At 67.0% G+C, this 20,013-nt stretch carries 24 protein-coding genes and 1 pseudogene; 12 read left to right on the forward strand and 13 right to left on the reverse strand.

The features are described from left to right. From ACW17U_RS00095 to ACW17U_RS00105, 3 genes are read right to left on the reverse strand one after another with little or no spacing between them, the layout of a single operon-like run. Entirely contained in the window at positions 1 to 432 is a 432-nt protein-coding gene (locus ACW17U_RS00095) for a DUF1330 domain-containing protein (RefSeq protein ID WP_492054369.1), read from the reverse strand. A 14-nt stretch (positions 433 to 446) separates the two neighbouring features. After that, positions 447 to 1,145: a TPM domain-containing protein gene (locus ACW17U_RS00100; protein ID WP_492054370.1), complete on the reverse strand. Its 699-nt coding sequence runs from the start codon at positions 1,143 to 1,145 to the stop codon at positions 447 to 449. Continuing rightward, positions 1,145 to 1,915, reverse strand: coding sequence for a TPM domain-containing protein (locus ACW17U_RS00105; protein ID WP_492055766.1), 771 nt, complete (start codon positions 1,913 to 1,915; stop codon positions 1,145 to 1,147). Before ACW17U_RS00105 ends, ACW17U_RS00100 begins: the two co-directional genes overlap by 1 nt. Positions 1,916 to 1,938: 23 nt before the next feature. On the opposite strand from ACW17U_RS00105, the pseudogene ACW17U_RS00110 reads away from it, so the two are divergent. Next, positions 1,939 to 2,047: pseudogene (locus tag ACW17U_RS00110) on the forward strand (hypothetical protein); the annotation flags it as partial. Positions 2,048 to 2,066: 19 nt separating this feature from the next. On the opposite strand, the gene ACW17U_RS00115 reads toward ACW17U_RS00110, so the two are convergent. Then, positions 2,067 to 2,711, reverse strand: coding sequence for a LemA family protein (locus tag ACW17U_RS00115; RefSeq protein WP_492054371.1), 645 nt, complete (start codon positions 2,709 to 2,711; stop codon positions 2,067 to 2,069). 154 nt (positions 2,712 to 2,865) lie between these two features. After that, the gene (locus ACW17U_RS00120; protein ID WP_492054372.1) at positions 2,866 to 4,167 is read right to left on the reverse strand and encodes an acyl-CoA dehydrogenase family protein; all 1,302 of its coding nucleotides are present in this window, start codon (positions 4,165 to 4,167) and stop codon (positions 2,866 to 2,868) included. Positions 4,168 to 4,300: 133 nt separating this feature from the next. Here ACW17U_RS00120 and ACW17U_RS00125 point away from each other — a divergent pair, with 133 nt between their 5' ends. From ACW17U_RS00125 to sugE, 11 genes are all read left to right on the forward strand, one after another. After that, the gene (locus ACW17U_RS00125; RefSeq protein WP_062150033.1) at positions 4,301 to 4,726 is read left to right on the forward strand and encodes a hypothetical protein; all 426 of its coding nucleotides are present in this window, start codon (positions 4,301 to 4,303) and stop codon (positions 4,724 to 4,726) included. Between the two features lie 228 nt (positions 4,727 to 4,954). Beyond that, positions 4,955 to 5,278 (forward strand): DUF8200 family protein, encoded by a 324-nt coding sequence (locus ACW17U_RS00130; RefSeq protein WP_062150030.1) that lies wholly within the window; start codon positions 4,955 to 4,957, stop codon positions 5,276 to 5,278. A gap of 136 nt (positions 5,279 to 5,414) precedes the next feature. Then, complete coding sequence (locus ACW17U_RS00135) at positions 5,415 to 5,654, forward strand: acyl-CoA thioesterase domain-containing protein (protein ID WP_062150028.1); 240 nt, start codon at positions 5,415 to 5,417, stop codon at positions 5,652 to 5,654. Positions 5,655 to 5,833: 179 nt separating this feature from the next. Next, entirely contained in the window at positions 5,834 to 6,388 is a 555-nt protein-coding gene (locus ACW17U_RS00140) for a F0F1 ATP synthase subunit delta (protein WP_492054373.1), read from the forward strand. A gap of 52 nt (positions 6,389 to 6,440) precedes the next feature. Next, on the forward strand, positions 6,441 to 7,973 hold the full coding sequence (gene atpA / locus ACW17U_RS00145) for a F0F1 ATP synthase subunit alpha (RefSeq protein ID WP_062150022.1): 1,533 nt from the start codon (positions 6,441 to 6,443) through the stop codon (positions 7,971 to 7,973). Positions 7,974 to 8,006: 33 nt separating this feature from the next. Beyond that, positions 8,007 to 8,879, forward strand: a complete 873-nt coding sequence (locus ACW17U_RS00150) for a F0F1 ATP synthase subunit gamma (RefSeq protein ID WP_492054374.1) — start codon at positions 8,007 to 8,009, stop codon at positions 8,877 to 8,879. Between the two features lie 56 nt (positions 8,880 to 8,935). Next, entirely contained in the window at positions 8,936 to 10,561 is a 1,626-nt protein-coding gene (gene atpD, locus ACW17U_RS00155) for a F0F1 ATP synthase subunit beta (protein WP_062150017.1), read from the forward strand. Beyond that, complete coding sequence (locus tag ACW17U_RS00160; protein ID WP_062150014.1) at positions 10,561 to 10,809, forward strand: hypothetical protein; 249 nt, start codon at positions 10,561 to 10,563, stop codon at positions 10,807 to 10,809. The genes atpD and ACW17U_RS00160 overlap by 1 nt, the downstream gene beginning before the upstream one ends. After that, complete coding sequence (locus ACW17U_RS00165; protein ID WP_062150011.1) at positions 10,809 to 11,069, forward strand: ATP synthase F1 subunit epsilon; 261 nt, start codon at positions 10,809 to 10,811, stop codon at positions 11,067 to 11,069. Before ACW17U_RS00160 ends, ACW17U_RS00165 begins: the two co-directional genes overlap by 1 nt. A 203-nt stretch (positions 11,070 to 11,272) precedes the next feature. After that, entirely contained in the window at positions 11,273 to 11,947 is a 675-nt protein-coding gene (locus tag ACW17U_RS00170; RefSeq protein WP_062150008.1) for a hypothetical protein, read from the forward strand. A gap of 104 nt (positions 11,948 to 12,051) precedes the next feature. After that, a complete protein-coding gene (sugE, locus tag ACW17U_RS00175) occupies positions 12,052 to 12,378 on the forward strand; it encodes a quaternary ammonium compound efflux SMR transporter SugE (RefSeq protein ID WP_492054375.1) in 327 nt (108 codons plus the stop codon). Here the strand turns inward: sugE and ACW17U_RS00180 are convergent. The 8 genes from ACW17U_RS00180 to rsfS all read right to left on the reverse strand — a co-directional run bounded on the left by ACW17U_RS00180 (position 12,375) and on the right by rsfS (position 19,821). Beyond that, positions 12,375 to 13,124, reverse strand: a complete 750-nt coding sequence (locus ACW17U_RS00180) for an alpha/beta fold hydrolase (protein WP_492054376.1) — start codon at positions 13,122 to 13,124, stop codon at positions 12,375 to 12,377. The genes sugE and ACW17U_RS00180 overlap by 4 nt on opposite strands. Before the next feature lie 54 nt (positions 13,125 to 13,178). After that, positions 13,179 to 14,390, reverse strand: a complete 1,212-nt coding sequence (locus ACW17U_RS00185) for an alpha/beta hydrolase (RefSeq protein ID WP_492054377.1) — start codon at positions 14,388 to 14,390, stop codon at positions 13,179 to 13,181. A 26-nt stretch (positions 14,391 to 14,416) separates the two neighbouring features. Next, positions 14,417 to 14,914, reverse strand: coding sequence for an RNA pyrophosphohydrolase (locus ACW17U_RS00190; protein ID WP_062149996.1), 498 nt, complete (start codon positions 14,912 to 14,914; stop codon positions 14,417 to 14,419). Next, complete coding sequence (locus ACW17U_RS00195; protein ID WP_492054378.1) at positions 14,911 to 16,092, reverse strand: divergent polysaccharide deacetylase family protein; 1,182 nt, start codon at positions 16,090 to 16,092, stop codon at positions 14,911 to 14,913. Before ACW17U_RS00195 ends, ACW17U_RS00190 begins: the two co-directional genes overlap by 4 nt. 114 nt (positions 16,093 to 16,206) lie before the next feature. Then, the gene (locus ACW17U_RS00200) at positions 16,207 to 17,592 is read right to left on the reverse strand and encodes a S41 family peptidase (protein ID WP_062149991.1); all 1,386 of its coding nucleotides are present in this window, start codon (positions 17,590 to 17,592) and stop codon (positions 16,207 to 16,209) included. 113 nt (positions 17,593 to 17,705) lie between these two features. Then, entirely contained in the window at positions 17,706 to 18,755 is a 1,050-nt protein-coding gene (locus ACW17U_RS00205; RefSeq protein ID WP_084746098.1) for a murein hydrolase activator EnvC family protein, read from the reverse strand. 111 nt (positions 18,756 to 18,866) lie between these two features. Beyond that, positions 18,867 to 19,331 carry a 23S rRNA (pseudouridine(1915)-N(3))-methyltransferase RlmH gene (gene rlmH, locus ACW17U_RS00210; RefSeq protein WP_062149985.1) on the reverse strand — a complete coding sequence of 155 codons (465 nt, stop codon included), beginning with the start codon at positions 19,329 to 19,331 and terminating at the stop codon, positions 18,867 to 18,869. A gap of 52 nt (positions 19,332 to 19,383) precedes the next feature. Next, positions 19,384 to 19,821: a ribosome silencing factor gene (gene rsfS / locus ACW17U_RS00215; RefSeq protein ID WP_166504366.1), complete on the reverse strand. Its 438-nt coding sequence runs from the start codon at positions 19,819 to 19,821 to the stop codon at positions 19,384 to 19,386. Between the last annotated feature and the right edge of the window lie 192 nt (positions 19,822 to 20,013).

Raw genomic sequence — 20,013 nt, forward strand, 5'->3', positions numbered from 1 at the left:
CTACTCCCCAAACCCCTCGCCCGGCGTCATCGGCGCCAGTCGGATCAGCCGCGAGTCCTCGACCGCCGCCTGCCGGTGCTTGACGTGTTCGCGGTAGTCCGGATCGGTGACCATGGCGAAGAAGGCCCCGGCATTGGGATACTCGGCGATGAAGGCCAGGTCCCAGCGCTCGTCGGTGGGGCCGGTCAGGACCAGATCCGGCTTGCCCGCCCAGATCTGCCGCCCGCCCAGTTTCGCGAACAGCGCCGCCGTGGTCCGGCCATAGGCGCGATAGGCCTCCAGCCCCGACAGGCCCTTGCCATGGTCAGGGTGATCGGCCGGATAGTCGGCCAGGGCCTTGAGTCGCACCAGGTTCAGCATCTGGATCGGCGTGTCGCGCGGCAGGCCCTTGAAGGCGTCGAACTGCTCGCGGGTCGGGTCGATGCTGGACATGGGGTGCTCCCTCTTCAGCCCTTGGGCAGGATGGTCAGGCCGTCGGGCAGTTCATTGGTGTCGGTCTCACGGACGGGCACGTGGCTGGAGAGGATCTCGCCGACCCGGGTGACGGCGGCGACGAAGCCGTCGGCGATCCTGCCGCGCTTCAGGCCTGCCAACAGGTCGGCGACCACCTCATCCCAGACCGCATTGGGCGCGGCCTTGTAGATGCCCTCGTCGGCGATGACTTCGACGCGGCGTTCGGCCAGGGCGGCGAAGATCAGCACCCCGGTGCGGTCACGGGTCAGGTGCAGGCCCTTGCTCATGAATTGTTCCAGCGCCGCGCGCTTGACCGCCGCCGCCTTCATCGCGCCGGGCGTCAGGGCGCGACGGATGGGCGGGATCGAGACCAGCAGGGCGGCGACGATGAAGATCGCCGCCTGCAGCCCGATATAGATCGACAGGGCCGACAGTATGGCACCGTCGGTGGCCGAGGCGTGGCCCACCGTCCAGCCGCCGAACAGGGTGGTCAGCATCTCCGGCCGCAATCCGGCCAGCAGGCCGCCGGCCGGCAGGATCAGGGCCGCCGCCGCGGCCCAGACCAGGGGTGTCTCGCGATAGTCGGACACCTCGGGGGCCAGGACGCAGAAGATCTCGCCGGCGGTGGTCTTCTCGGCCGCCGCTACGGCCTCGGCGATGCGGGTCTGGTCTTGCGGAGTCATCTTGCGCATCACCAGCTCCCCGAACTTCCGCCGCCGCCGAACGAGCCGCCGCCGCCGGAGAACCCTCCGCCGCTGCCGCCGCCAAATCCACCGCCGCCCCCGCGACCGTTGCCGCTGGTCAGGGCGTCGAGAATGATCCAGGGCAGGGCGGCGCCCAGGCCGCTCCGCCGTCCGCGCCGTCCCGGCAGCAGGCGGGTGATCAGGAAGAACACGAACAGACCGATCAGCAGGGCGGCGATCGGCGAGAAGCCCGAGCCTGGGCTTGAAGCCCGTGGCTCAGCCGCCTGGGCGACCTTCGCCTTGGCCTGGTCCTCGGGCAGGGACAGCTGGGTGACGAGCTCGTCCGCCCCGGCGACAATCCCGCCCGGCAGGTCGCCGGCCTTGAACTTCGGCAGGATGGCGCTCTGGATGATGACGCTGGACAGGGCGTCGGTCAGGACCGGCTCCAGGCCATAGCCGACCTCGATGCGCACCTTCTTCTCGGTGGGCGCGACCAGCAGGATCACGCCGTCATCCTTGGTCTTGTCGCCCAGGCCCCAGCTGCGACCGAGCTGATAGCCGTAGTCCTCGATCTCGTAGCCCTGCAGGCTGGGAACCGTGGCCACCACGAGCTGGCGACCCGTGGTGTCCTCGAGGGTTTTCAGCCGGACGGTCAGGTCCTGCTCGACCTGGGGCGAGAGGATATTGGCCTCATCGACCACCCGGCCGCTCAGCGGCGGGAACTTCGGCGCGGCGACGGCGGGAAGGGCTGTGGCCAGCCAGAGAGCCGCCAGAGCCATGATCAACAGCGCGACAAGCCCCCGCTTGTCATCCCGGCCGAAGCGCGATGCGCGAAGCGCCGGGACCCAGGGGCGACCGCTGTGGGCCGGCCCCTGGGTCCCGGACAGCCTCTGCGAGGCTTCCGGGATGACAAGGATTGTAGGCTTCAACTTACTGCGCCGGAGCGGAGGCCGGCGGTGCCGGGTCGAAGCTGACGGTCGGGGCCGCCTGGGCCGCCGCCGTGGCCTGGAACAGCTGGGCCGGCTTCTGGCTGGAATAGAGCGTCTTGGCCCAGAGGATGCTGGGGAAGGTCCGCAGGGTCGTGTTGTACTTCTGGGCAGTCTCGTTGTAGTCGCGCCGCGCGATGGTGATGCGGTTTTCCGTGCCTTCCAGCTGGCTTTGCAGGGCCATGAAGTTCTGGTTCGACTTCAGGTCGGGATAGTTTTCCTGGATCATCATCAGCCGGCCGAGCACGCCCGACAGCTTGTCCTGGGCGGCGGAATACTGCTGGAACTGGGCCGGGTCGGTGATGGTCGAGGCGTCGACCTTGACCTGGGTGGCGCTGGCGCGGGCCTGAGTGACCTCGACCAGCACGCCCTTTTCCTGGGCGGCATAGCCCTTCACGGTGGCGACGAGATTGGGCACCAGGTCGGCCCGGCGCTGATACTGGTTCTGGACCTCGGCCCAGGCGGCCTTGGTGGCCTCGTCCTGGGTCGGGATGGTATTGACCCCGCAGCCGGCCAGGCCGGCGGCGAGAGAGGCGACCAGCGCGATCCGCGCGGCGGTTTTGACGAAACGGTTCATGCAGCCCTCCACAGAGCCTGTCCGTTCCGGACAGGACGTCCGCAACAGATAAACAGGCCCGCCTTGTTTAGTCACTGAAACGCGCATGCGTGGCCGGGACGCGCCGTTCAGGTCGCATACCGGTGTTAGATAGCGCGTCCCTTGATCCACGTCAGGTCGGGACGGATTAAACCTTCTCCATCTCGGCGAAGAATTTGCGACGGGGGCCCAGGAAGCCGAACAGCCAGGCGGCCACCTTGCGGATCTGGATCTCCTCGCTGCCCTCGGTGATCCGGTAGCGGCGGTGGTGGCGATAGATGTGCTCGAAGGGCTTGTGACGCGAATAGCCGATGCCGCCGTGCACCTGCATGGCCCGGTCGGCAGCTTCGCAGACCAGGCGATTGGCCTGGTAATTACACATCGAGACCTTGTCGGAGAGGCGCTTTTCCACCTCCGGCTTGGTCATCTGGTCCATCTCCCAGGCGGTCTTGCGGATCAGCAGGCGCAGCATCTCGGCGGTGCTGGCCAGTTCCACCAGCGGGAACTGGATGGCCTGGTTCTCGGCCAGGGGCTTGCCGAAGGGTTTGCGGACCCGCGCGTACTTGACGCTCTCTTCTATGCAGAACACCGCTGCCCCCAGGCTGGAGGCCGCCTGGCGGATACGGTTCTCGTGCACGAAGTGCTGGGCCAGGGCCAGGCCGCCGCCTTCGGGGCCGAACATCGCACTATCGGGCACGAAGACGTTGGTGAAGCTGACCCGGGGGTGGTCGGTCGGCATGTTGAAGGTCCAGAGATATTCCTCGATCTTCACGCCGGGGGCATGGGCCGGCACCAGGAAGGCCGTGATGCCCTTGGCCTCGCCGTCCTCGCCGCTGGTGCGGGCGAACAGGCAGCAGTGGGTGGCGGCATGCATGCCGGTGGTCCACATCTTCTCGCCATTGATCCGCCAGCCGCTCTCGCCCTTGTGGACCTCGCGCACCGCGCGGGTTTCCATGAAGGTGGCGTCCGACCCGTGATCCGGCTCGGTCAGGCCGAAGGTCGGGCGGAAGGCCCCGCGATCCAGCATGTCGCTGATCAGGTGCTGCTGGTCCGGCCGGCCGAAATCCCGGATCATCAGCACGAAGGGATTGTTGCCGACGATCGAGTGCTCGTTCTGCAGGTCGTTGAACAGGCCCAGGCCCTTGCTGGCCAGATGTTCGCGGATCACGGCCATCCACAGGTTGGAGCCGTCCTGGCCGCCGAACTCGCGGGGCAGGGCAAAGCGATAGTGGCCGGCGGCGTCGGCCAGCTTGCGGGCCTTGGCCAGCAGTTCTTCCCAGTCGTGACGCGGCAGGCCGCCGCCGTCCCAGTCGGTACGGGCCCATTCCCGACGGTGGTCGAAGAACCGCTCATTGTCGTCGCGTGCCTGCAAGGGCGCGATTTCGTCCTCGATGAACTTGTCGAGCACGGCCAGATAGGCCGTCAGTTCCGGCGGCGGGTTGAAGTCCATGGCCTTGCCTCCCGGCGTTGTCGTCTTGGTCTTGCGGCCGAGTATGCGCCACCCTGATCGACCGCCAAGCCTGACGTTCGGGAAGACCGCCGATCTTAACCGGCCCTTGACCAACCTCGGCTAGGTTGTGGTCATGTACACCCTGGCTGTGGCAGCGATTATCGGTGCGGTTCTCGGACTTTTCGTCCGACCCCGACTGCTGGGCATTCTCGTTACGGTGCTGCTGGCGGTCTGCATCGAGGGGGGTGTCCTGCTGCTGATCGGCATGCTTGAGGACCAGCCCAACCGGGAACTGCTGATCGGCCGCCTGCAAGCCGTGTTCGGCGAGGGGGTCGCCGGCGCGGCGGGCCCTGTCGCTGCAGCCTTCATCGGCGCGGTGCTGGCAGCCCTGATGGGCAAATTCTCCGAGCCAGAGGGTACGCCCGGCCTGGTGACCGCCGACCAGCTGCGGCGCAAGGCCGGCAAGAACGGCCGCTATTCGCGGGTCGAGGGCATGGTGGTGGAGCGCGAAGTCCACGCCCGTGCTGAAAGCCGGATCGACTCCATCCTCGGCCTTTAGCCAGACGAGCCTGGCCGATTCCGCAATCGGCTGGCCAGGATTACAAATTGCTCATGCGAACCAATTTCTGCTTGCGCAATTATTGATCACTGATATCTAAGCAGTGCTTAGTTCAGCCTGGTGGCGTCGGTGGGGATACCGATGCTTGCATCCCCCAGCCTGAACACCCAGTACGCTTTTCGCCGATCATCGATCTTACACAACTCCCCTGAACGTTGGAGGGCTCTTATGAAGCTCCGTACCCTGGCGGCCGTCGCCGCCCTGTCCGCTTCGCTGTTCGCCGGTGCCGCCCTGGCCGACGGCCGCGTCTCCGCCGCCCTGGAAGCCCCGGTCGCCGCCAAGACCAAGATCGTCGCCGGCGGCGCGGTCTTCGTTTGCGACGGCGCGGAATGCGTCGCCGCCTCGGCCCCGTCGCGGGCCATCACCGCCGCCTCGTGCAAGGCCCTGGTCAAGGAAGTCGGCCGCGTCTCGGCGTTCGGCGGCGAGTCCAAGTCGCTTGATGCCGAGGACCTGGGCCGTTGCAACGGCGCGGCCAAGTCCGACGCGAAATAGACTTCTATCCTGTATCCGGACGCGTTGGGGCTCCCCTAGCCCCGTCTGGCTGTTTCCTCGAGCATTCGCCTGATGGGGCGGCGGGCCTGTTCCGCCGCCCTTTTTCTTTCCGCCGTTCCTCGCTAGTTGAGGCCCCATGAGCACGTCCCTCGCCGCCGCCCTGGAGACCGCCCTGCGCGAAATCGCCGGGGCCGAAAGCCGTCCCTCGTCCCTGACCATCGACTATGGCCCCGAGGGTCCGGACGAGGATCTCGACGTGCGCGCCTGGGTCGAGCGCGGCACCCGCAGCCTAGTCTTCGCCCAGGCCGAAGCCCGGCGCCGTAACGGAAGCCTGGCGGCCGCAGCTTCGGCGGTGTTTCGTCGCGTCGAGGCCTGATCGTGCCGGTTTGGTTGCGACTGCGAAAAGCCCGTGTTATCAGGCGCGCGGCTTCGGACGGGGCGGCGCATCAGCACCGGCTCTCCGAGCGCTTTTTTTAAGCGCACTCAAGCCTTTACGCCGCGACAAGGGTTAAACGTCTTGTCCGCGGCCATTGCAACGCACCGGGCGGATACCAAGTGGCGGACGAAACCAAGGCGACGGATGCGGGTCAGCGCTATGCGCAGTCCCTGTTCGAATTGACGATCGAAGGCAATCAACTGACCAAGGTCGAGGCCGACCTGAAGTCATTGAAGGCGATGTATGCCGACAGCGCCGACCTGCGCCGCCTTGTCGCCTCGCCCGCCTTCTCGTCGGAAGACAAGGCCAAGGGCCTGGCCGCCATCGCCAAGAAGGCCGGCTTCCAGCCCCTGACCAGCAAGTTCCTCGGCCTGGTGGCCACCAATGGCCGCGCCGGCGACCTGATGGGCGCCATCACCGCCTTTGCCGAACTCTCGGCCAAGCATCGCGGCGTCGTTTCGGCCGAGGTGATCTCGGCCACCGCCCTGACCGCCGCCCAGCTGAAGGGCGTGCAAACCGCCCTGGCTTCGGCGCTCGGCAAGACCCCTGAACTTTCGACCCGCGTCGACGCTTCCCTTCTGGGTGGCCTCAAGGTGCGTGTCGGCTCCCGCCTGTTCGATGCTTCGCTCCGTTCGAAGCTCGATTCCCTGAAATTCGCCCTGAAGCGCGCCTAAACCTCTATAAGCGCGTCAAAAGATAAAAATCGCAGAGAGCCCAAGTACAGCCATGGACATCCGCGCCGCCGAGATTTCGGCCATCCTCAAGTCGCAGATCGCCAATTTCGGCGAAGAAGCTGCCGTCTCGGACGTCGGCCAGGTGCTGTCCGTCGGTGACGGCATCGCCCGCATCTACGGTCTGGACAATGTCCAGGCCGGCGAAATGGTCGAATTCCCGAAGGCCGGCGTGAAGGGCATGGCCCTGAACCTCGAGCGCGACAATGTCGGCGCCGTGATCTTCGGCCAGGACCAGGCCATTAAGGAAGGCGACGAAGTCCGCCGCCTCGGCGAGATCGTCGACGTTCCGGTCGGCAAGGGCCTGCTGGGCCGCGTCGTCAACCCGCTGGGCGAGCCGATCGACGGCAAGGGCCCGATCCAGTACACCGAGCGTCGCCGCGTCGACGTCAAGGCGCCGGGCATCATTCCGCGCAAGTCGGTGCACGAGCCCGTCCAGACCGGCCTGAAGTCGATCGACACCCTGATCCCGGTCGGCCGTGGCCAGCGCGAGCTGATCATCGGTGACCGTCAGACCGGCAAGACCGCCGTCGCCATCGACACCATCCTGAACCAGAAGGCCGCCAACGCCGGCAAGGACGAGAGCGCCAAGCTCTATTGCGTCTATGTCGCCATCGGCCAGAAGCGTTCGACCGTCGCCCAGATCGTCAAGACGCTCGAAGAGCACGGTGCTCTGGAATACACCATCGTCGTCGTCGCCTCGGCCTCCGAGCCGGCCCCGCTGCAGTACCTGGCCCCGTTCTCGGGCTGCGCCATGGGCGAGTGGTTCCGCGACAACGGCCTGCACGGCCTGATCATCTATGACGACCTGTCCAAGCAGGCCGTCGCCTATCGCCAGATGTCCTTGCTGCTGCGCCGCCCGCCGGGCCGCGAAGCCTATCCGGGCGACGTCTTCTACCTGCACTCCCGCCTGCTGGAGCGCGCCGCCAAGCTCAACGAAGACAATGGTTCGGGCTCGCTGACGGCTCTGCCGATCATCGAAACCCAGGCCAATGACGTCTCGGCCTATATCCCGACCAACGTGATCTCGATCACTGACGGCCAGATCTTCCTGGAAACCGACCTGTTCTATCAGGGCATCCGCCCCGCCGTGAACGTCGGTATCTCGGTGTCGCGCGTCGGCTCCTCGGCCCAGATCAAGGCCATGAAGCAGGTCGCCGGTGCGATTAAGGGCGAACTGGCCCAGTATCGTGAAATGGCCGCCTTCGCGAAGTTCGGTTCGGACCTCGACGCCTCGACCCAGAAGATGCTGGCCCGCGGCGAACGCCTGACCGAGCTGCTGAAGCAGCCCCAGTATGCGCCGCAAGCCGTCGAAGAGCAGGTCTGCGTGATCTATGCCGGCACCCGCGGCTATCTGGATGCCATCCCGACCAGCGCCGTGCGCCGGTTCGAGTCCGAGTTCCTGGCCCGTCTGCACAGCCAGCACAAGGACCTGCTGGACGGCATCCGCACCAAGAAGGCCCTCGACAAGGACCTGGAGAACACGCTGAAGAGCGCGCTCGACAGCTTCTCGTCGACCTTCGCCTAAGCCCCTCGGAACGCTCGGAGAGAGTAGCGCCGAATGGCCAGCTTGAAGGAAATGCGCAATCGGATCGCCAGCGTCAAAGCGACGCAGAAGATCACGAAAGCGATGCAGATGGTGGCGGCCGCGAAGCTGCGCCGGAGCCAGGACGCTGCCGAAGCGGCGCGTCCCTATGCCCGGCGTCTGGCCTCGGTGATCGCCAACCTGGCAGCCGGCGTGTCCGGCGACGGGGCTCCGGCCCTGCTGACCGGCACCGGTCGCGATGACCGTCATCTGGTCATCGTGGCGGCGGCGGATCGCGGCCTGGCCGGCGGGTTCACCTCGTCGATCGTGCGGGCCGCGCGTCAGCACATCGACAGCCTGATCGCCCAGGGCAAGGACGTGAAGATCGTCTGCGTCGGCAAGAAATCGACCGTGCAGCTGCGCCGGCTCTATGCCGACCGCATCGTCGAGAACTTCGACCTGTCGGCCTATCGCCAGTTCACCCTGTCGGTGGCCCAGCCGATCGCCGACGTCGTCACGCGCCTCTATGAGGCCGGCGACATCGACGTGGTCACGCTGTTCTACAGCCGCTTCAAGTCGGTGGTCACCCAGACCCCGACGGCGCTGCAGCTGATCCCGGCCGTCGTCGACGGTGGCGCTACCCCCTCGACCGGCGCGGTCTATGAGTATGAGCCCTCGGAAGAGGCCATTCTCGAGACCCTGCTGCCGCGCAACCTGACGGTCCAGATCCTGTCGGCCCTGCTCGACAACATGGCCGGCTTCTATGCCAGCCAGATGACGGCGATGGACAATGCCACGCGCAACGCCGGCGACATGATCAAGCGCTACACCCTTGAGTATAACCGTTCCCGCCAGGCCCAGATCACCAAGGAGCTGATCGAGATCATCTCCGGCGCCGAAGCCGTCTGATCAAAAGCCTAACGTAAAAAACGCACGCACGAGCACGCACGAAAGACCCGCACGCCATGGCCAAGACCCCCGCTAAGGCTCCCGCCGCCGCCGACAAGCCGGCAGCCGCCAAGAAGCCCGCCGCCCCGAAAGCGGCCGCCGCCGCTCCCGCCGCCGCCGCCGCCAAGGCTCCGGCTGCCAAGAAGCCCGCTGCCCCCAAGGCTGCGGCGCCCAAGGCGACCAAGGCCGCTCCGGCCACCATCGGTGCCGCCACCGGCAAGCTGGTGCAGGTCATCGGCGCCGTCGTCGACGTCGAGTTCACCGGTGAACTGCCGGCGATCCTGAACGCCCTCGAGACCGTCAACACCGCCACCGGCCAGCGCCTGGTGTTCGAAGTCGCCCAGCACCTGGGCCAGAACACCGTCCGCGCCATCGCCATGGACGCCACCGAAGGCCTCGTTCGCGGCCAGGCCGTGCGCGACACCGGCGAGTCGATCCGGGTTCCGGTCGGCCCCGGCACCCTGGGCCGCATCATGAACGTCATCGGCGAGCCGATCGACGAACAGGGCCCGATCCAGTCGGACATCTACCGCACCATCCACCGCGACGCCCCGTCCTTCGCCGAGCAGACCAACACGGCTGAAGTTCTGGTCACGGGCATCAAGGTCATCGACCTGATGTGCCCCTATACCAAGGGCGGCAAGATCGGCCTGTTCGGCGGTGCCGGCGTCGGCAAGACCGTGACGATGCAGGAACTGATCAACAACATCGCCAAGGCATACGGCGGTTACTCGGTTCTGGCCGGCGTGGGTGAGCGCACCCGCGAAGGCAACGACCTCTATCACGAGATGATCGAGTCCAACGTCAACGTCGACCCGAAGGCCAATAACGGCTCGACGGAAGGCTCGCGTTGCGCCCTGGTCTACGGCCAGATGAACGAACCCCCGGGCGCCCGCGCCCGCGTCGCCCTGACCGGCCTGTCGATCGCGGAATATTTCCGCGACGAAGAAGGCAAGGACGTGCTGCTGTTCGTCGACAACATCTTCCGCTTCACCCAGGCCGGCGCTGAAGTGTCGGCTCTGCTGGGCCGCATCCCCTCGGCCGTGGGCTATCAGCCCACCCTGGCCACCGAGATGGGCAACCTGCAGGAGCGCATCACCTCGACGAACAAGGGTTCGATCACCTCGGTCCAGGCCATCTACGTGCCCGCCGACGACCTGACCGACCCGGCGCCCGCCGCCTCGTTCGCCCACCTGGACGCCACCACCGTTCTGTCGCGCGACATCGCTGCCCAGGCCATCTTCCCCGCCGTCGATCCGCTGGACTCGACCTCGCGGATCATGGACCCGCTGGTCATCGGCGAAGAGCACTACAACGTGGCCCGTTCGGTCCAGGAAGTCCTGCAGCAGTACAAGTCGCTGAAGGACATCATCGCCATCCTGGGCATGGACGAGCTGTCGGAAGAGGACAAGCTGACGGTCGCCCGCGCCCGCAAGATCCAGCGCTTCCTGTCCCAGCCCTTCCACGTGGCCGAGCAGTTCACCAACACCCCCGGTGCCTTTGTGGCCCTGAAGGACACGATCCGCTCGTTCAAGGGCATCGTCGACGGTGAATACGACCACCTGCCGGAAGCCGCCTTCTACATGGTCGGCCCGATCGAAGAAGCCGTGGCCAAGGCTGAAAAGCTGGCGAGCGAAGCGTAATGACCGAAGAACATGATCTGGTCGGCTTCTGCTGCGAGGAGCTCGAGGACGCGGTCTCTTCGGACCCGACCGACGCGCTCATCGAGCATGACAGCGGCCTGATCCTGCTCAATCTTGGCGAACGGACGGAAGACGGGGAGACCGGCGTCGTGCTGGCCACCATCCGCTTCTGCCCGTTCTGCGGCACCGAGATCCAAACCGACGAAGACGTCGAGGCGGCGCTCGGCGACGTGGAGATCGTGGAATAATGGCAAAGCTGCACTTTTCTCTGGTCGCTCCGGAACGCGAACTGTTCTCGGGCGAGGTCGATATGGTCCAGGCTCCGGGCGCTGAAGGTGACTTCGGCGTTCTGGCCAACCATGCCCCGTTCATGACGACGCTGCGCGAAGGCCGCGTCACCGTGAAGGACGGCGCGACCACCAAGCTGTACGACATCCAGGGCGGTTTCGCCGACGTCGGGCCTGATGGCCTGACGATCCTGGCCGAGCACGCCGTCGAAGCGGCCTGATCCGCTTCTCCTGATTCGATCAGACGCCTCCGTCCTGCCCGGGACGGAGGCGTTTTCGCGTCTGAGGGGAAGCTGCGCGACGTATGGTCGCAAGAATTTACACTTGTGGCCCAATCTCCGTCGCAATCTGTCGCCATAAGGGTTGCGAGGGAACGTCTGTCGGTTTTAATGCCGACCTCTTGCCTGATGGGGATATCTCGATAATGCGCCTCGCGCTCGCCAGCCTGATCGCCCTCGGTGTGGTTTCGACCGCTGCCGTCGCCCAGGAGCAAACCGCTCCCGCCCCGGCACCTGCTGCCGCTCCGGTCCCGGCGCCCGCGCCGGCCGCGCCCGCTGATCCGGCCGCTGCGGCCCCCGCAGCCGCCGCACCGGCCGACACCTATGTCGAGCCGGTCCGTCCGCCGCCGACGACCGATCCGGTCTCGCTGCAGCTGCTGAGCGTGCTGGACAGGATCTGCAAGCCGGCCGTGGTCGGCGGCGACTTCCAGGCCCTGGTCAAGGCGGCCGGGCTGAAGAAGAAGAAGGAACAGTGGGTCCTGGACCTCGGCAAGCCCTTCCAGATCGTCCTGGACAATCCAGGCTCGAACAAGAACGTCTGCACCATCACCATCCAGTACGCCCAGGGCGACGCCCAGGCCCAGGCTCTGGCCAGCGCCCTGCACGACTGGGCCACCTGGGAAAACAGCCCGCAGCTGCGCCTGATCCGCAACGACCAGGTGGTCAGCAGCGACTTCCGTCGCTTCACCGTCTCCTGGGATGACAACTGGGCCAGCGGTCACGCCGGTCTGGTCTATATGCGCCTGAAGAAGACCGACGGCTCGCCCGTGGGCAAGAACTTCGAACAGGCCCAGGTCCTGTACAGCACCACCAGCCGCTAAGGCTTGCCCGGTTCCTGACCGGGTCCTATCTAGAAAAGGCGCGGGGACGACCCTGCGCCTTTTCGCGTTTCCGGGGACGACCCCGCCCGACATCGGAGCCGCTCATGGCCTGGATCATCCTTGGCATCGCGGGTCTGTTCGAGATCGGCTGGGCCGTGGGCCTGAAATTCACCGAGGGTTTCACACGACCTATCCCGACGGTCCTGACGGCGACCAGCATGGTGCTGTCCATGGGCCTGCTGGGATGGGCGGTGAAGACCCTGCCCCTGGGCACGGCCTATGCCGTCTGGACCGGTATCGGCGCGGTCGGCACGGCCATTGTCGGGATCGTGGTCTTCAAGGAACCGGCGACGGCGGCGCGACTGGTCTGTCTGAGCCTGATCGTGGCGGGCATTTTGGGGCTCAAGCTCTTCACCCCCTCAGGAGCCTAAGCGGCGGCGCGATCCTGATCGGCGATGAAGTCGAGGCAGCGCTCGGCCACGGTCTCCCAGCCGGGCTCGCCGGGCAGCCAGTGGCTCATCTCGGCAAAGACCTCGACAGCCCCGTTCAGGCGGGCGGCGGTCTGGCGCACGGTGGCGGGGGGATGGATCACGTCCCGGCCGCCGGCTATGGCCAGGGTCGGCACGCCGGACGGCGCGGCGCTGGTGGTCATGAACGGGTCCAGCCACCAGTTGAGGGTTTCCCACAGGGCCCGGCCACTTTCGGGCGACATGCGGGCATAGAGGGCCTTGCGATCGGCGCGCTCCAGCCGGTCGAGGCTGTAGCGCCGGACGACGCCATAGTCAGGATCGACGGCCTGCAGCCAGTAGGGGCCGAGGGCATAGAGACTGACGGCCGAGACCGCTTCCTCCAGACTCGCCCCCGAGACGCCCCAGGGCGGTGACGGGGCCAGCAGGATCAGACGCGAGACCTTGGTGCGCGTCGCGGCCATCTGGGCAACCAGGCCCCCCATCGAGTGACCGATCAGGATCGGGGGCTCCTCGCAGGTGGCACACAGGGCGGCGATCTGCTTGGCATAGTCGGTCATCGAACGCCCGGCAACCGAAGCCTTGCCGTCATGGCCCAGCAGGTCCGGCGTCAGCACCGCATGACCGGCCGCCTCGAACGGCTGGCGAAAACTGTCGAATGTCCAGCCGCCGCAGAAGGCGCCGTGGACCATGATGACCGGTGCGGGCATGGGCGCCTTTCGAACGCCGTCGGCGAAGCAGCCGACGGCGCGAGCTTACACGCTCTATTGGGTCTTCGGCGAAGATTTGGCGGGTTTCGTTGTCGCAGCCGGCTTGGCTGCGGCGGTCTTCGTGCCCGCCTTGGGCGCAGCCTTGGCCGGTGCCGTCTTGCTCGCAGCGGACTTGGCCGCCGCTTTCGGCGCTGCGGCCTTCGGTGCAGGGGCCTTGGGCGTGGCGGGCTTCGCCGTCGCCGCGGGTTTCGGGGCCGCAGCCTTGGGCTTGGCGGCGGCTTTGGCAACGGGCTTGGCTGCGGCGGTCTTGGGCGCAGCCTTGACGGGCTTGGCCTTGGCCTCGGGGACCGGCGTCTCAGCCGGAGCCGCTGGTGCCTTGGCCTTCGGAGCGGCTGCAGCCTTGGCGGGTGCCTTCTTGGCTACGGCCTTTGCGGCAGGCGCGGGAGTGGGTTCGGCCGCTGCGGCCTCGGCCGGCGCGACGGTCAGGGCCTTGGTCTTCAGCCAGGTGATGACGTCGTCGACGATCACGTTCGTGCCCGGCTCGTCGATCAGCCAGTGGGCATTGGCGGGATATTCGACATAGTCGCCGCCGACGGCGGAATACTTCTGGCCGACCCGGCGCAGGTCATCGACGGGTGTCGTGCGATCGAGGGCCCCGGCCACCACCAGAACCGGAACCTTGACCCTGTCGACATCGACATGGACGGTCCGGTTGGGGTCCTTGTCGGGCCAGGCCAGGTCGGCCAGCACGCGGCCGGAATCATGGACCATGCGGCTATAGAGGACGTCATGCCGGCTGGCGGGCACGGCGTTCATCACGCAGACCTTGAAGCCGGTCTTCCACTGCTTGACCGTCCGGGTTTCGGGCTTCGGCACCAGGGCGGCATTGAGGAAGGCAAACAGCGGCGACAGCTTGGGCGCGCCGCGCGCATCGGCGGGCGAGGCCGGCGAGAACAGCACGGCTCCGGCGACCAGACCGGCCTCGGCCAGCTTCTGGGCGATCATGCCGCCCATCGAATGGCCGAACACGACCGGCGCTTCACCGTCCTGGCGGGCGAGGGTAGCGGCGAAAGCGCTCATGTCGGCGACATAGTCGGCCAGGCTGAGGCCGGCCAGTCCCGCTCCAGGGGCGTCGGCCCGGCGCTGGTCGGCCCGGATGGTGGGGGTCTCGACCCTGTAGCCTTCCGCCGTCAGGCGCTCGGCAATGGGGCCCCAGCAGCTGCCTGCGCAGCCATAGCCATGAATCATCAGGATGGTTTTGGCCATGGTGGTCGCTCTCCCGGTGGGAGCGATCAGTCGCTGCCCACGAATCTTTCGAACGCGGAGACCACCTGTTCATAGACCCCGCGCTTGAAGGGTACGATCAGTTCGGGGGTCTCGTCGAGCGTTCCCCATCGCCAGGCGTCGAACTCGACCTCGCCATGGGCTTCCAGGTCGATCTCGCTGTCATCGCCGGTGAAGCGGAAGGCGAACCAGACCTGCTTCTGACCCATCCAGCCGCGCGCCATCTTGGAACCGGCGACCTCGGGCGGGAAGTCATAGGAGATCCAGCCCTCGGTGCGGCCCAGCAGCCGGGCGGAGGTGACGCCGGTCTCTTCGGCCAGTTCCCGCCGGGCGGCGTCCAGCAGGTCCTCGCCTGCGTCGACCCCGCCCTGGGGAAACTGCCAGTTATAGGGCGGGGGCTGCTGGTTCCGGCGTCCCAGCCAGACCCGGCCGTCGGCCTGGAACAGCACGACCCCGACATTGGGCCGGTGGCGCGGCAGATCCTGTTCTGCGGCCGGAACGGTCATCGACGGGTCAGGGCCGAGGCCGGGGCCAGCTGCAGGCCGCGTGCTGACAGACCGTTGGCCCAGGCCCGGACCTGATTGATCGTCACCGGATAGGCAAAGCCCGAGCCCAGGGCCTGGCCCCGGGCATTGGCCCCCATCTCCAGGCCGCGCAGCTGGGCGTCGATGGCGCTGGCCGACAGTTCGTCATCGATCACCTTGTCGGCCGAGGCGCGCGGGATCGCGCCCCCGCGCCGGGCCGCCAGGCCGTCATCGACAAAGGCCAGGCCGCGGGCTTTGAGGGCCGCGTTGAAGGTGTTCATCGCCGCATCGGACTCGACGAACCGCGCGCCCAGATAGTTGCTGAGGCCGAAATAGCCGGTGGCCCGCGACATCAGCCATTCCAGCTTGCGCACGGTGTCTTCCGGCCGGTTGGCGGCGATAAGGGTATAGGGGCCGGGGTCATTGGCCGGATAGTCGGCCGGCTCCATCGGCGTTTCCAGCAGCACCTCGTGGCCGTTGGCGCGGGCCAGATCGATCCAGCCCTGCAGACCCTCGGCATAGGGGGCGAAGGACAGGGTGACCTCGGGCGGCAGGGTCTCGATCGCGGCGCGGGTGGTCTGGGGGTTCAGGCCCAGGCCGCCGATGATCACCGAGACCTTGGGTCGCCCCGTGGCGGTGAACGGCCGGGCATAGGCCTCGGCCGGCGTGCGGCCATTGGCGGCGATGATCGGCAGCTGGGCCCCGCCGGGGCCCGGTGCGGTGAGGCCCGCGATCGGGGCCTGGGGCAGGGCTCCGCCGACGACGTGGGTCGCGCCGGGGCCTTCCTCGGCGCCGGGGAACGAAATCGAGGCCTCGACCGGACTGTCGACGATCGGCTTGGCCGAGAGGTCATAGGTGTCGGGCTTGAAGGCGGCTTCGTGTTCGCCCTCCTCGGCCAGGGCTTCTTTCCAGCCCTCGGGCGCATTGCGGGTGGCCCCGATCTTGGTCAGTTCGACGCGCACGACCGGGGCACCGGCCTTGGGATCGCCCGTGACCAGGACCAGGCCTGCGAGGCTGAGCATGAACAGCAGGGCCGCCCCGCTGGCGGCGATATAGGGATTGGACACGGCCGCCATCAGGCGGGCGCGCAGGTCTCCGCTGACCTCGGGCGAGGGCGCCGAGGCGGCATAGGCGGGCTTGCGGGAAAACATGGCGGCCATGACAACGACCCTAGCCGGCAAGCTTCAAATTTATGGTTAACGAGATCCTGCGACGATTTGGTCCCCGCAGCCGGACCAGGATCCGGTCTGCGGGGACAAGAATCGCGGCTGACCCTACTTTTTCTCGACGACCGGCTTGCCCATGGCGGCGGCCTTGGCCGTGATATCGGCGATCTTGGCCGGGGGCTTGGGCATTTTTGGCGTCGCGGCCACCGAACCGGCCTGCAGCACGGCGATGGCCCGCTGCAGCTGGAAGTCGCCCTTCTTGTCGTCGAAGGCCGCCGGCGGCGCTTCGGCGGGGGTGTGGGCTCCGACGCGGCTCTTGCCCTCGTCGGCATTGAGGGCGTTCTTGAAGCTGGCCTCGCTGAACCAGACGCGGTTGGCGATGTCCTGGGCCTGGTCGCGGGTCTGGGCGACCTCGAGGTCCGGCGCGATGCCGGTCTTCTGGATCGAGCGGCCCGAGGGCGTGAAATACTTGGCCGTGGTCAGTTTCAGCGCGCCGTCGGCTCCGCCCCGCAGGGGGATCACGGTCTGGACCGAGCCCTTGCCGAAGCTGGTCAGGCCGATCAGCTCGGCCCGCTTGCGATCCTGCAGGGCGCCGGCGACGATTTCAGCGGCCGAGGCCGAGCCCTGGTTGATCAGCACCACCACCGGCAGGCCGTTCAGCAGGTCGCCGGGGCGGGCGTTGTAGCGCTGGATGTTGCGCGGATCGCGGCCGCGCTGGCTGACCACTTCGCCGCCGTCCAGGAACACGTCGGCCACGCCGACAGCCTGGTCGAGCAGACCACCCGGATTGTTGCGCAGGTCGAAGACCAGGCCCTTCATCTTCGGGTTCTTGGCCTTCAGTTCATTGATCGCCGTGACGAGGGCGTCGGTAGCCTTTTCGTTGAAGCCCGGCAGGCGCACATAGCCATAGTCGCCCTCCATCCGGGCGATGGCGGCCTTGGGCTTGATCACTTCGCGGATCAGCTTGACGTCGAACGGGTCGGTTTTTTCGCGGGCGATGGTCAGGCTGACCGCTTCGCCGGGCGCGCCGCGCATCTGCTTGACGGCTTCGTTGACTGTCAGGCCCAGCACGCTCTGGCCGTTGACGGCGGTGATATAGTCACCGGCCTGGATGCCGGCCCGCGAGGCGGGGGTGCCGTCCATCGGCGAGATGACCTTGACCACGCCCTCTTCGCTGGTGACCTCGATGCCGAGGCCGCCATATTCGCCGCGCGTGGTGTCCTGCATGTCCTCGAAACTGTCGGGCGACAGATAGCCCGAATGCGGGTCGAGGCTGGTCAGCATACCGTCGAGGGCGGCCTCGATCAGCTTCTTGTCGTCCACCTCGGCCACATACTGGTCTTCGACCGTGCCGAGCACGTCGCCGAACAGTTCCAGCAGCTTGTAGGTCTTGGTCTTGGGCGGGATGTTCGCCTGGGCGATGGGGCTGAGGTAGGCCATGGTCCCCGCGCCGAGGACAAAGGCTGAAACTCCGATGAGCAGGTACTTGCGCATTAGGCCTGGAAGGCTCCCTGGCGACGCTGGAAACGCCGCGCTTGTGATCACTCGTTCCCGACCATCCCAGACGAGAACGTTCTATTTGAGGCCATCATTACTGAAAAAGTCGTCTACGGCGACCCTTGCTTCAACCAACGCTCCGGATCGACCGGAATGCCCTCTTCACGGACCTCCAGATAGAGGTCGGGCTCGGACGTCAGGCGATCGGCCATCCTGCCGACCGGGGCCCCTGGGGCGAGGGTTTGTCCGGGGGCCACCGATACCTGGTCCAGGCCGGCCAGGACCAGCAGATAGGCGTCCTGGGCGCGCAGGATCAGCACCACGCCCCAGCCGTTCAGGGCACCGGCATATTCGACCGTGGCCGCAGCCGGACTGGTGACCGTCCGTCCCTTTTCCGTGCGGATCGAGAGGCCCGACGCTCGGCCCCCGGCCGGCAGGGTGGCCCCGAAGCGGGTGATGATCCGGCCGGGGGCCGGGGAGGCCAGGGTCAGGGGCCCGGTCGGAGCCCGCGGTGTCAGGCCGTCGGTCAGGGCACCGAGGGTACGCAGTTCGCTGGCCTCGATCAGGGCTTCCTGGGCATAGGCCCGCTCCAGACGGGTCTTTTCGATGATCAGCCGTTCGATCTCGCCCTTGCGGTCGGCCACCACGCTTTCGGCGGTGAACAGTTCGGCGGCCGCCGCGGCGGCTTCGCGCCTCAGGGTGCGGACGGCCAGGGCCTGGCGGGAATAGGCATCGGCCCGGCGCTGCAGTTCCGGGGTCATGGCGCGGATCAGGATGGCGGCCCGCACGGCATCCCGGGCATCGTCCGGGCTGACCAGCAGGGCCGGCGGGGGATTGCGGCGAAACAGCTGCAGGGCCGACAGCAGCTGGGCCAGGCGGTGCCGGTCGCGGCCCAGATCAGCCAGAACCCTGGCCTCGCGGGCATTCAGCGCCTCCAGCCGGGCCCGCTTGAAGTCCACATTCTCGCCGGCGGACACCCGGGCATTGTCCAGGCGGGTGAGCTCGCGACGCAGATCCTCGATCTCCCGGCGAATGTCGATGGCCGTCTGGCGGTCGCGCATGCGCTGCTGGTCCTGACGTGCGAGGACCAGTCCGCCCGCCGACAGGGTGACGACAAGGACGGCGACGGACAGCAGAACGGACGCGGGACGGCGAAGCATCTCCGCCTGTCTAACCCCAGTCCTCATGGCGTCAAAGAAAGCGATGACGTCTTGGTCTCGGCTTGGGACTCAAAGGGCGCCGAAACCGGCCCTACCGATGGCCGCGAGCCCCTAGTCGCGGTGATAGGGCGAGCCCGCCAGGATGGTGACGGCGCGATAGACCTGCTCGGCCAGCATGGCCCGGGCCAGGGCGTGGGGCCAGGTCTGGGGTCCGAAGGCCAGGGTTTCGTTGGCGGTGGTCAGGATCGAGGGATCCAGACCGTCGGCCCCGCCGATCAGGAACACCACCTTGCGGGTGCCGTCGTCGCGCAGGCGGCCGATATGCTCGGCGAAGGCGCGGCTGGTCCGGACCTTGCCGTGCTCGTCACAGGCGATGACATGGGCCCCCTCCAGATGCGGACGCAGGACCTCGGCCTCGGCGGCCTTGCCGGGCTTGCGGGCCTCGACCTCGAGGATCTCGGCCGGGCCCAGGGCCAGGGCACGGCCGGACGCCGTGGCGCGGGACATATAGTCCAGCGCCAGCTGCGCCTCGACCATTCGGCCAAGCTTGCCAACGGTGAGGATGGTGAGCTTCATGGGTTAGATCGTCATCACCCGGATAAACCGGGTGATGACGGACTTAAAAGTCTCAGTTCGCCGGGCCGGCGATCCGGTGCGGGGCGTCGATCGCCCAGATCTTCTCGATATTGTAGAAGCTGCGCACCTCGGGACGGAACAGGTGAACCACCACATCGCCGGCGTCGATCAGCACCCAGTCGCAGTGCGGCAGGCCTTCGACCCGCGCCTTGCCGAAGCCATTTTCCTTCAGGGCCCGGATGATGTGATCAGCCAGGGCGCCGACGTGACGGTGCGAACGGCCAGAGGCCACGATGAGGCTGTCCGCCACCGAGCTCTTGTCCGTCAGGTCGATGTGAACGATGTCCTGCGCCTTGTCGTCGTCGAGGCGTGACAGGATCAGGGTCTCGAGAGCCTTGATGCTCTGGTCCAGACTCAGGTCTGGATTCTGGGTCGAGGACTCGGCGGTTGCCGTGTCTTCGTGCGCACTTTGCGCGGGGTCGCTACGCAGCGGAAGTACTCCTTATGGGGTCGCGCGGGTTCTCCTCATAGCATGGATGAGTCGAAAAGGTGAGGGGGTGCGTGCCGTCGCCGGATTCCGTCGCAATCCGCGACCAATTGGCCACGCCGGCCCCTGCCTGTGTCAGAGATGAAGCTGCGCCCGTCTGGCCTTGTCGGGATTCCCGCAGCAGCTTAGTTATGA

It is taken from the genome of Caulobacter sp. AVps16 (assembly GCF_058681455.1).

What these genes read in the sequence shown, in the direction of transcription:
- ACW17U_RS00095 (WP_492054369.1), bottom strand. Translation starts at nt 432, where the DNA reads ATGTCCAGCATCGACCCGACCCGCGAGCAGTTCGACGCCTTCAAGGGC.
- ACW17U_RS00100 (WP_492054370.1), bottom strand. Translation starts at nt 1,145, where the DNA reads ATGCGCAAGATGACTCCGCAAGACCAGACCCGCATCGCCGAGGCCGTA.
- ACW17U_RS00105 (WP_492055766.1), bottom strand. Translation starts at nt 1,915, where the DNA reads ATGGCTCTGGCGGCTCTCTGGCTGGCCACAGCCCTTCCCGCCGTCGCC.
- ACW17U_RS00120 (WP_492054372.1), bottom strand. Translation starts at nt 4,167, where the DNA reads ATGGACTTCAACCCGCCGCCGGAACTGACGGCCTATCTGGCCGTGCTC.
- ACW17U_RS00125 (WP_062150033.1), top strand. Translation starts at nt 4,301, where the DNA reads ATGTACACCCTGGCTGTGGCAGCGATTATCGGTGCGGTTCTCGGACTT.
- ACW17U_RS00130 (WP_062150030.1), top strand. Translation starts at nt 4,955, where the DNA reads ATGAAGCTCCGTACCCTGGCGGCCGTCGCCGCCCTGTCCGCTTCGCTG.
- ACW17U_RS00135 (WP_062150028.1), top strand. Translation starts at nt 5,415, where the DNA reads ATGAGCACGTCCCTCGCCGCCGCCCTGGAGACCGCCCTGCGCGAAATC.
- atpA (WP_062150022.1), top strand. Translation starts at nt 6,441, where the DNA reads ATGGACATCCGCGCCGCCGAGATTTCGGCCATCCTCAAGTCGCAGATC.
- ACW17U_RS00150 (WP_492054374.1), top strand. Translation starts at nt 8,007, where the DNA reads ATGGCCAGCTTGAAGGAAATGCGCAATCGGATCGCCAGCGTCAAAGCG.
- atpD (WP_062150017.1), top strand. Translation starts at nt 8,936, where the DNA reads ATGGCCAAGACCCCCGCTAAGGCTCCCGCCGCCGCCGACAAGCCGGCA.
- ACW17U_RS00160 (WP_062150014.1), top strand. Translation starts at nt 10,561, where the DNA reads ATGACCGAAGAACATGATCTGGTCGGCTTCTGCTGCGAGGAGCTCGAG.
- ACW17U_RS00165 (WP_062150011.1), top strand. Translation starts at nt 10,809, where the DNA reads ATGGCAAAGCTGCACTTTTCTCTGGTCGCTCCGGAACGCGAACTGTTC.
- ACW17U_RS00170 (WP_062150008.1), top strand. Translation starts at nt 11,273, where the DNA reads ATGCGCCTCGCGCTCGCCAGCCTGATCGCCCTCGGTGTGGTTTCGACC.
- sugE (WP_492054375.1), top strand. Translation starts at nt 12,052, where the DNA reads ATGGCCTGGATCATCCTTGGCATCGCGGGTCTGTTCGAGATCGGCTGG.
- ACW17U_RS00180 (WP_492054376.1), bottom strand. Translation starts at nt 13,124, where the DNA reads ATGCCCGCACCGGTCATCATGGTCCACGGCGCCTTCTGCGGCGGCTGG.
- ACW17U_RS00185 (WP_492054377.1), bottom strand. Translation starts at nt 14,390, where the DNA reads ATGGCCAAAACCATCCTGATGATTCATGGCTATGGCTGCGCAGGCAGC.
- ACW17U_RS00190 (WP_062149996.1), bottom strand. Translation starts at nt 14,914, where the DNA reads ATGACCGTTCCGGCCGCAGAACAGGATCTGCCGCGCCACCGGCCCAAT.
- ACW17U_RS00195 (WP_492054378.1), bottom strand. Translation starts at nt 16,092, where the DNA reads ATGGCCGCCATGTTTTCCCGCAAGCCCGCCTATGCCGCCTCGGCGCCC.
- ACW17U_RS00200 (WP_062149991.1), bottom strand. Translation starts at nt 17,592, where the DNA reads ATGCGCAAGTACCTGCTCATCGGAGTTTCAGCCTTTGTCCTCGGCGCG.
- ACW17U_RS00205 (WP_084746098.1), bottom strand. Translation starts at nt 18,755, where the DNA reads ATGCTTCGCCGTCCCGCGTCCGTTCTGCTGTCCGTCGCCGTCCTTGTC.
- rlmH (WP_062149985.1), bottom strand. Translation starts at nt 19,331, where the DNA reads ATGAAGCTCACCATCCTCACCGTTGGCAAGCTTGGCCGAATGGTCGAG.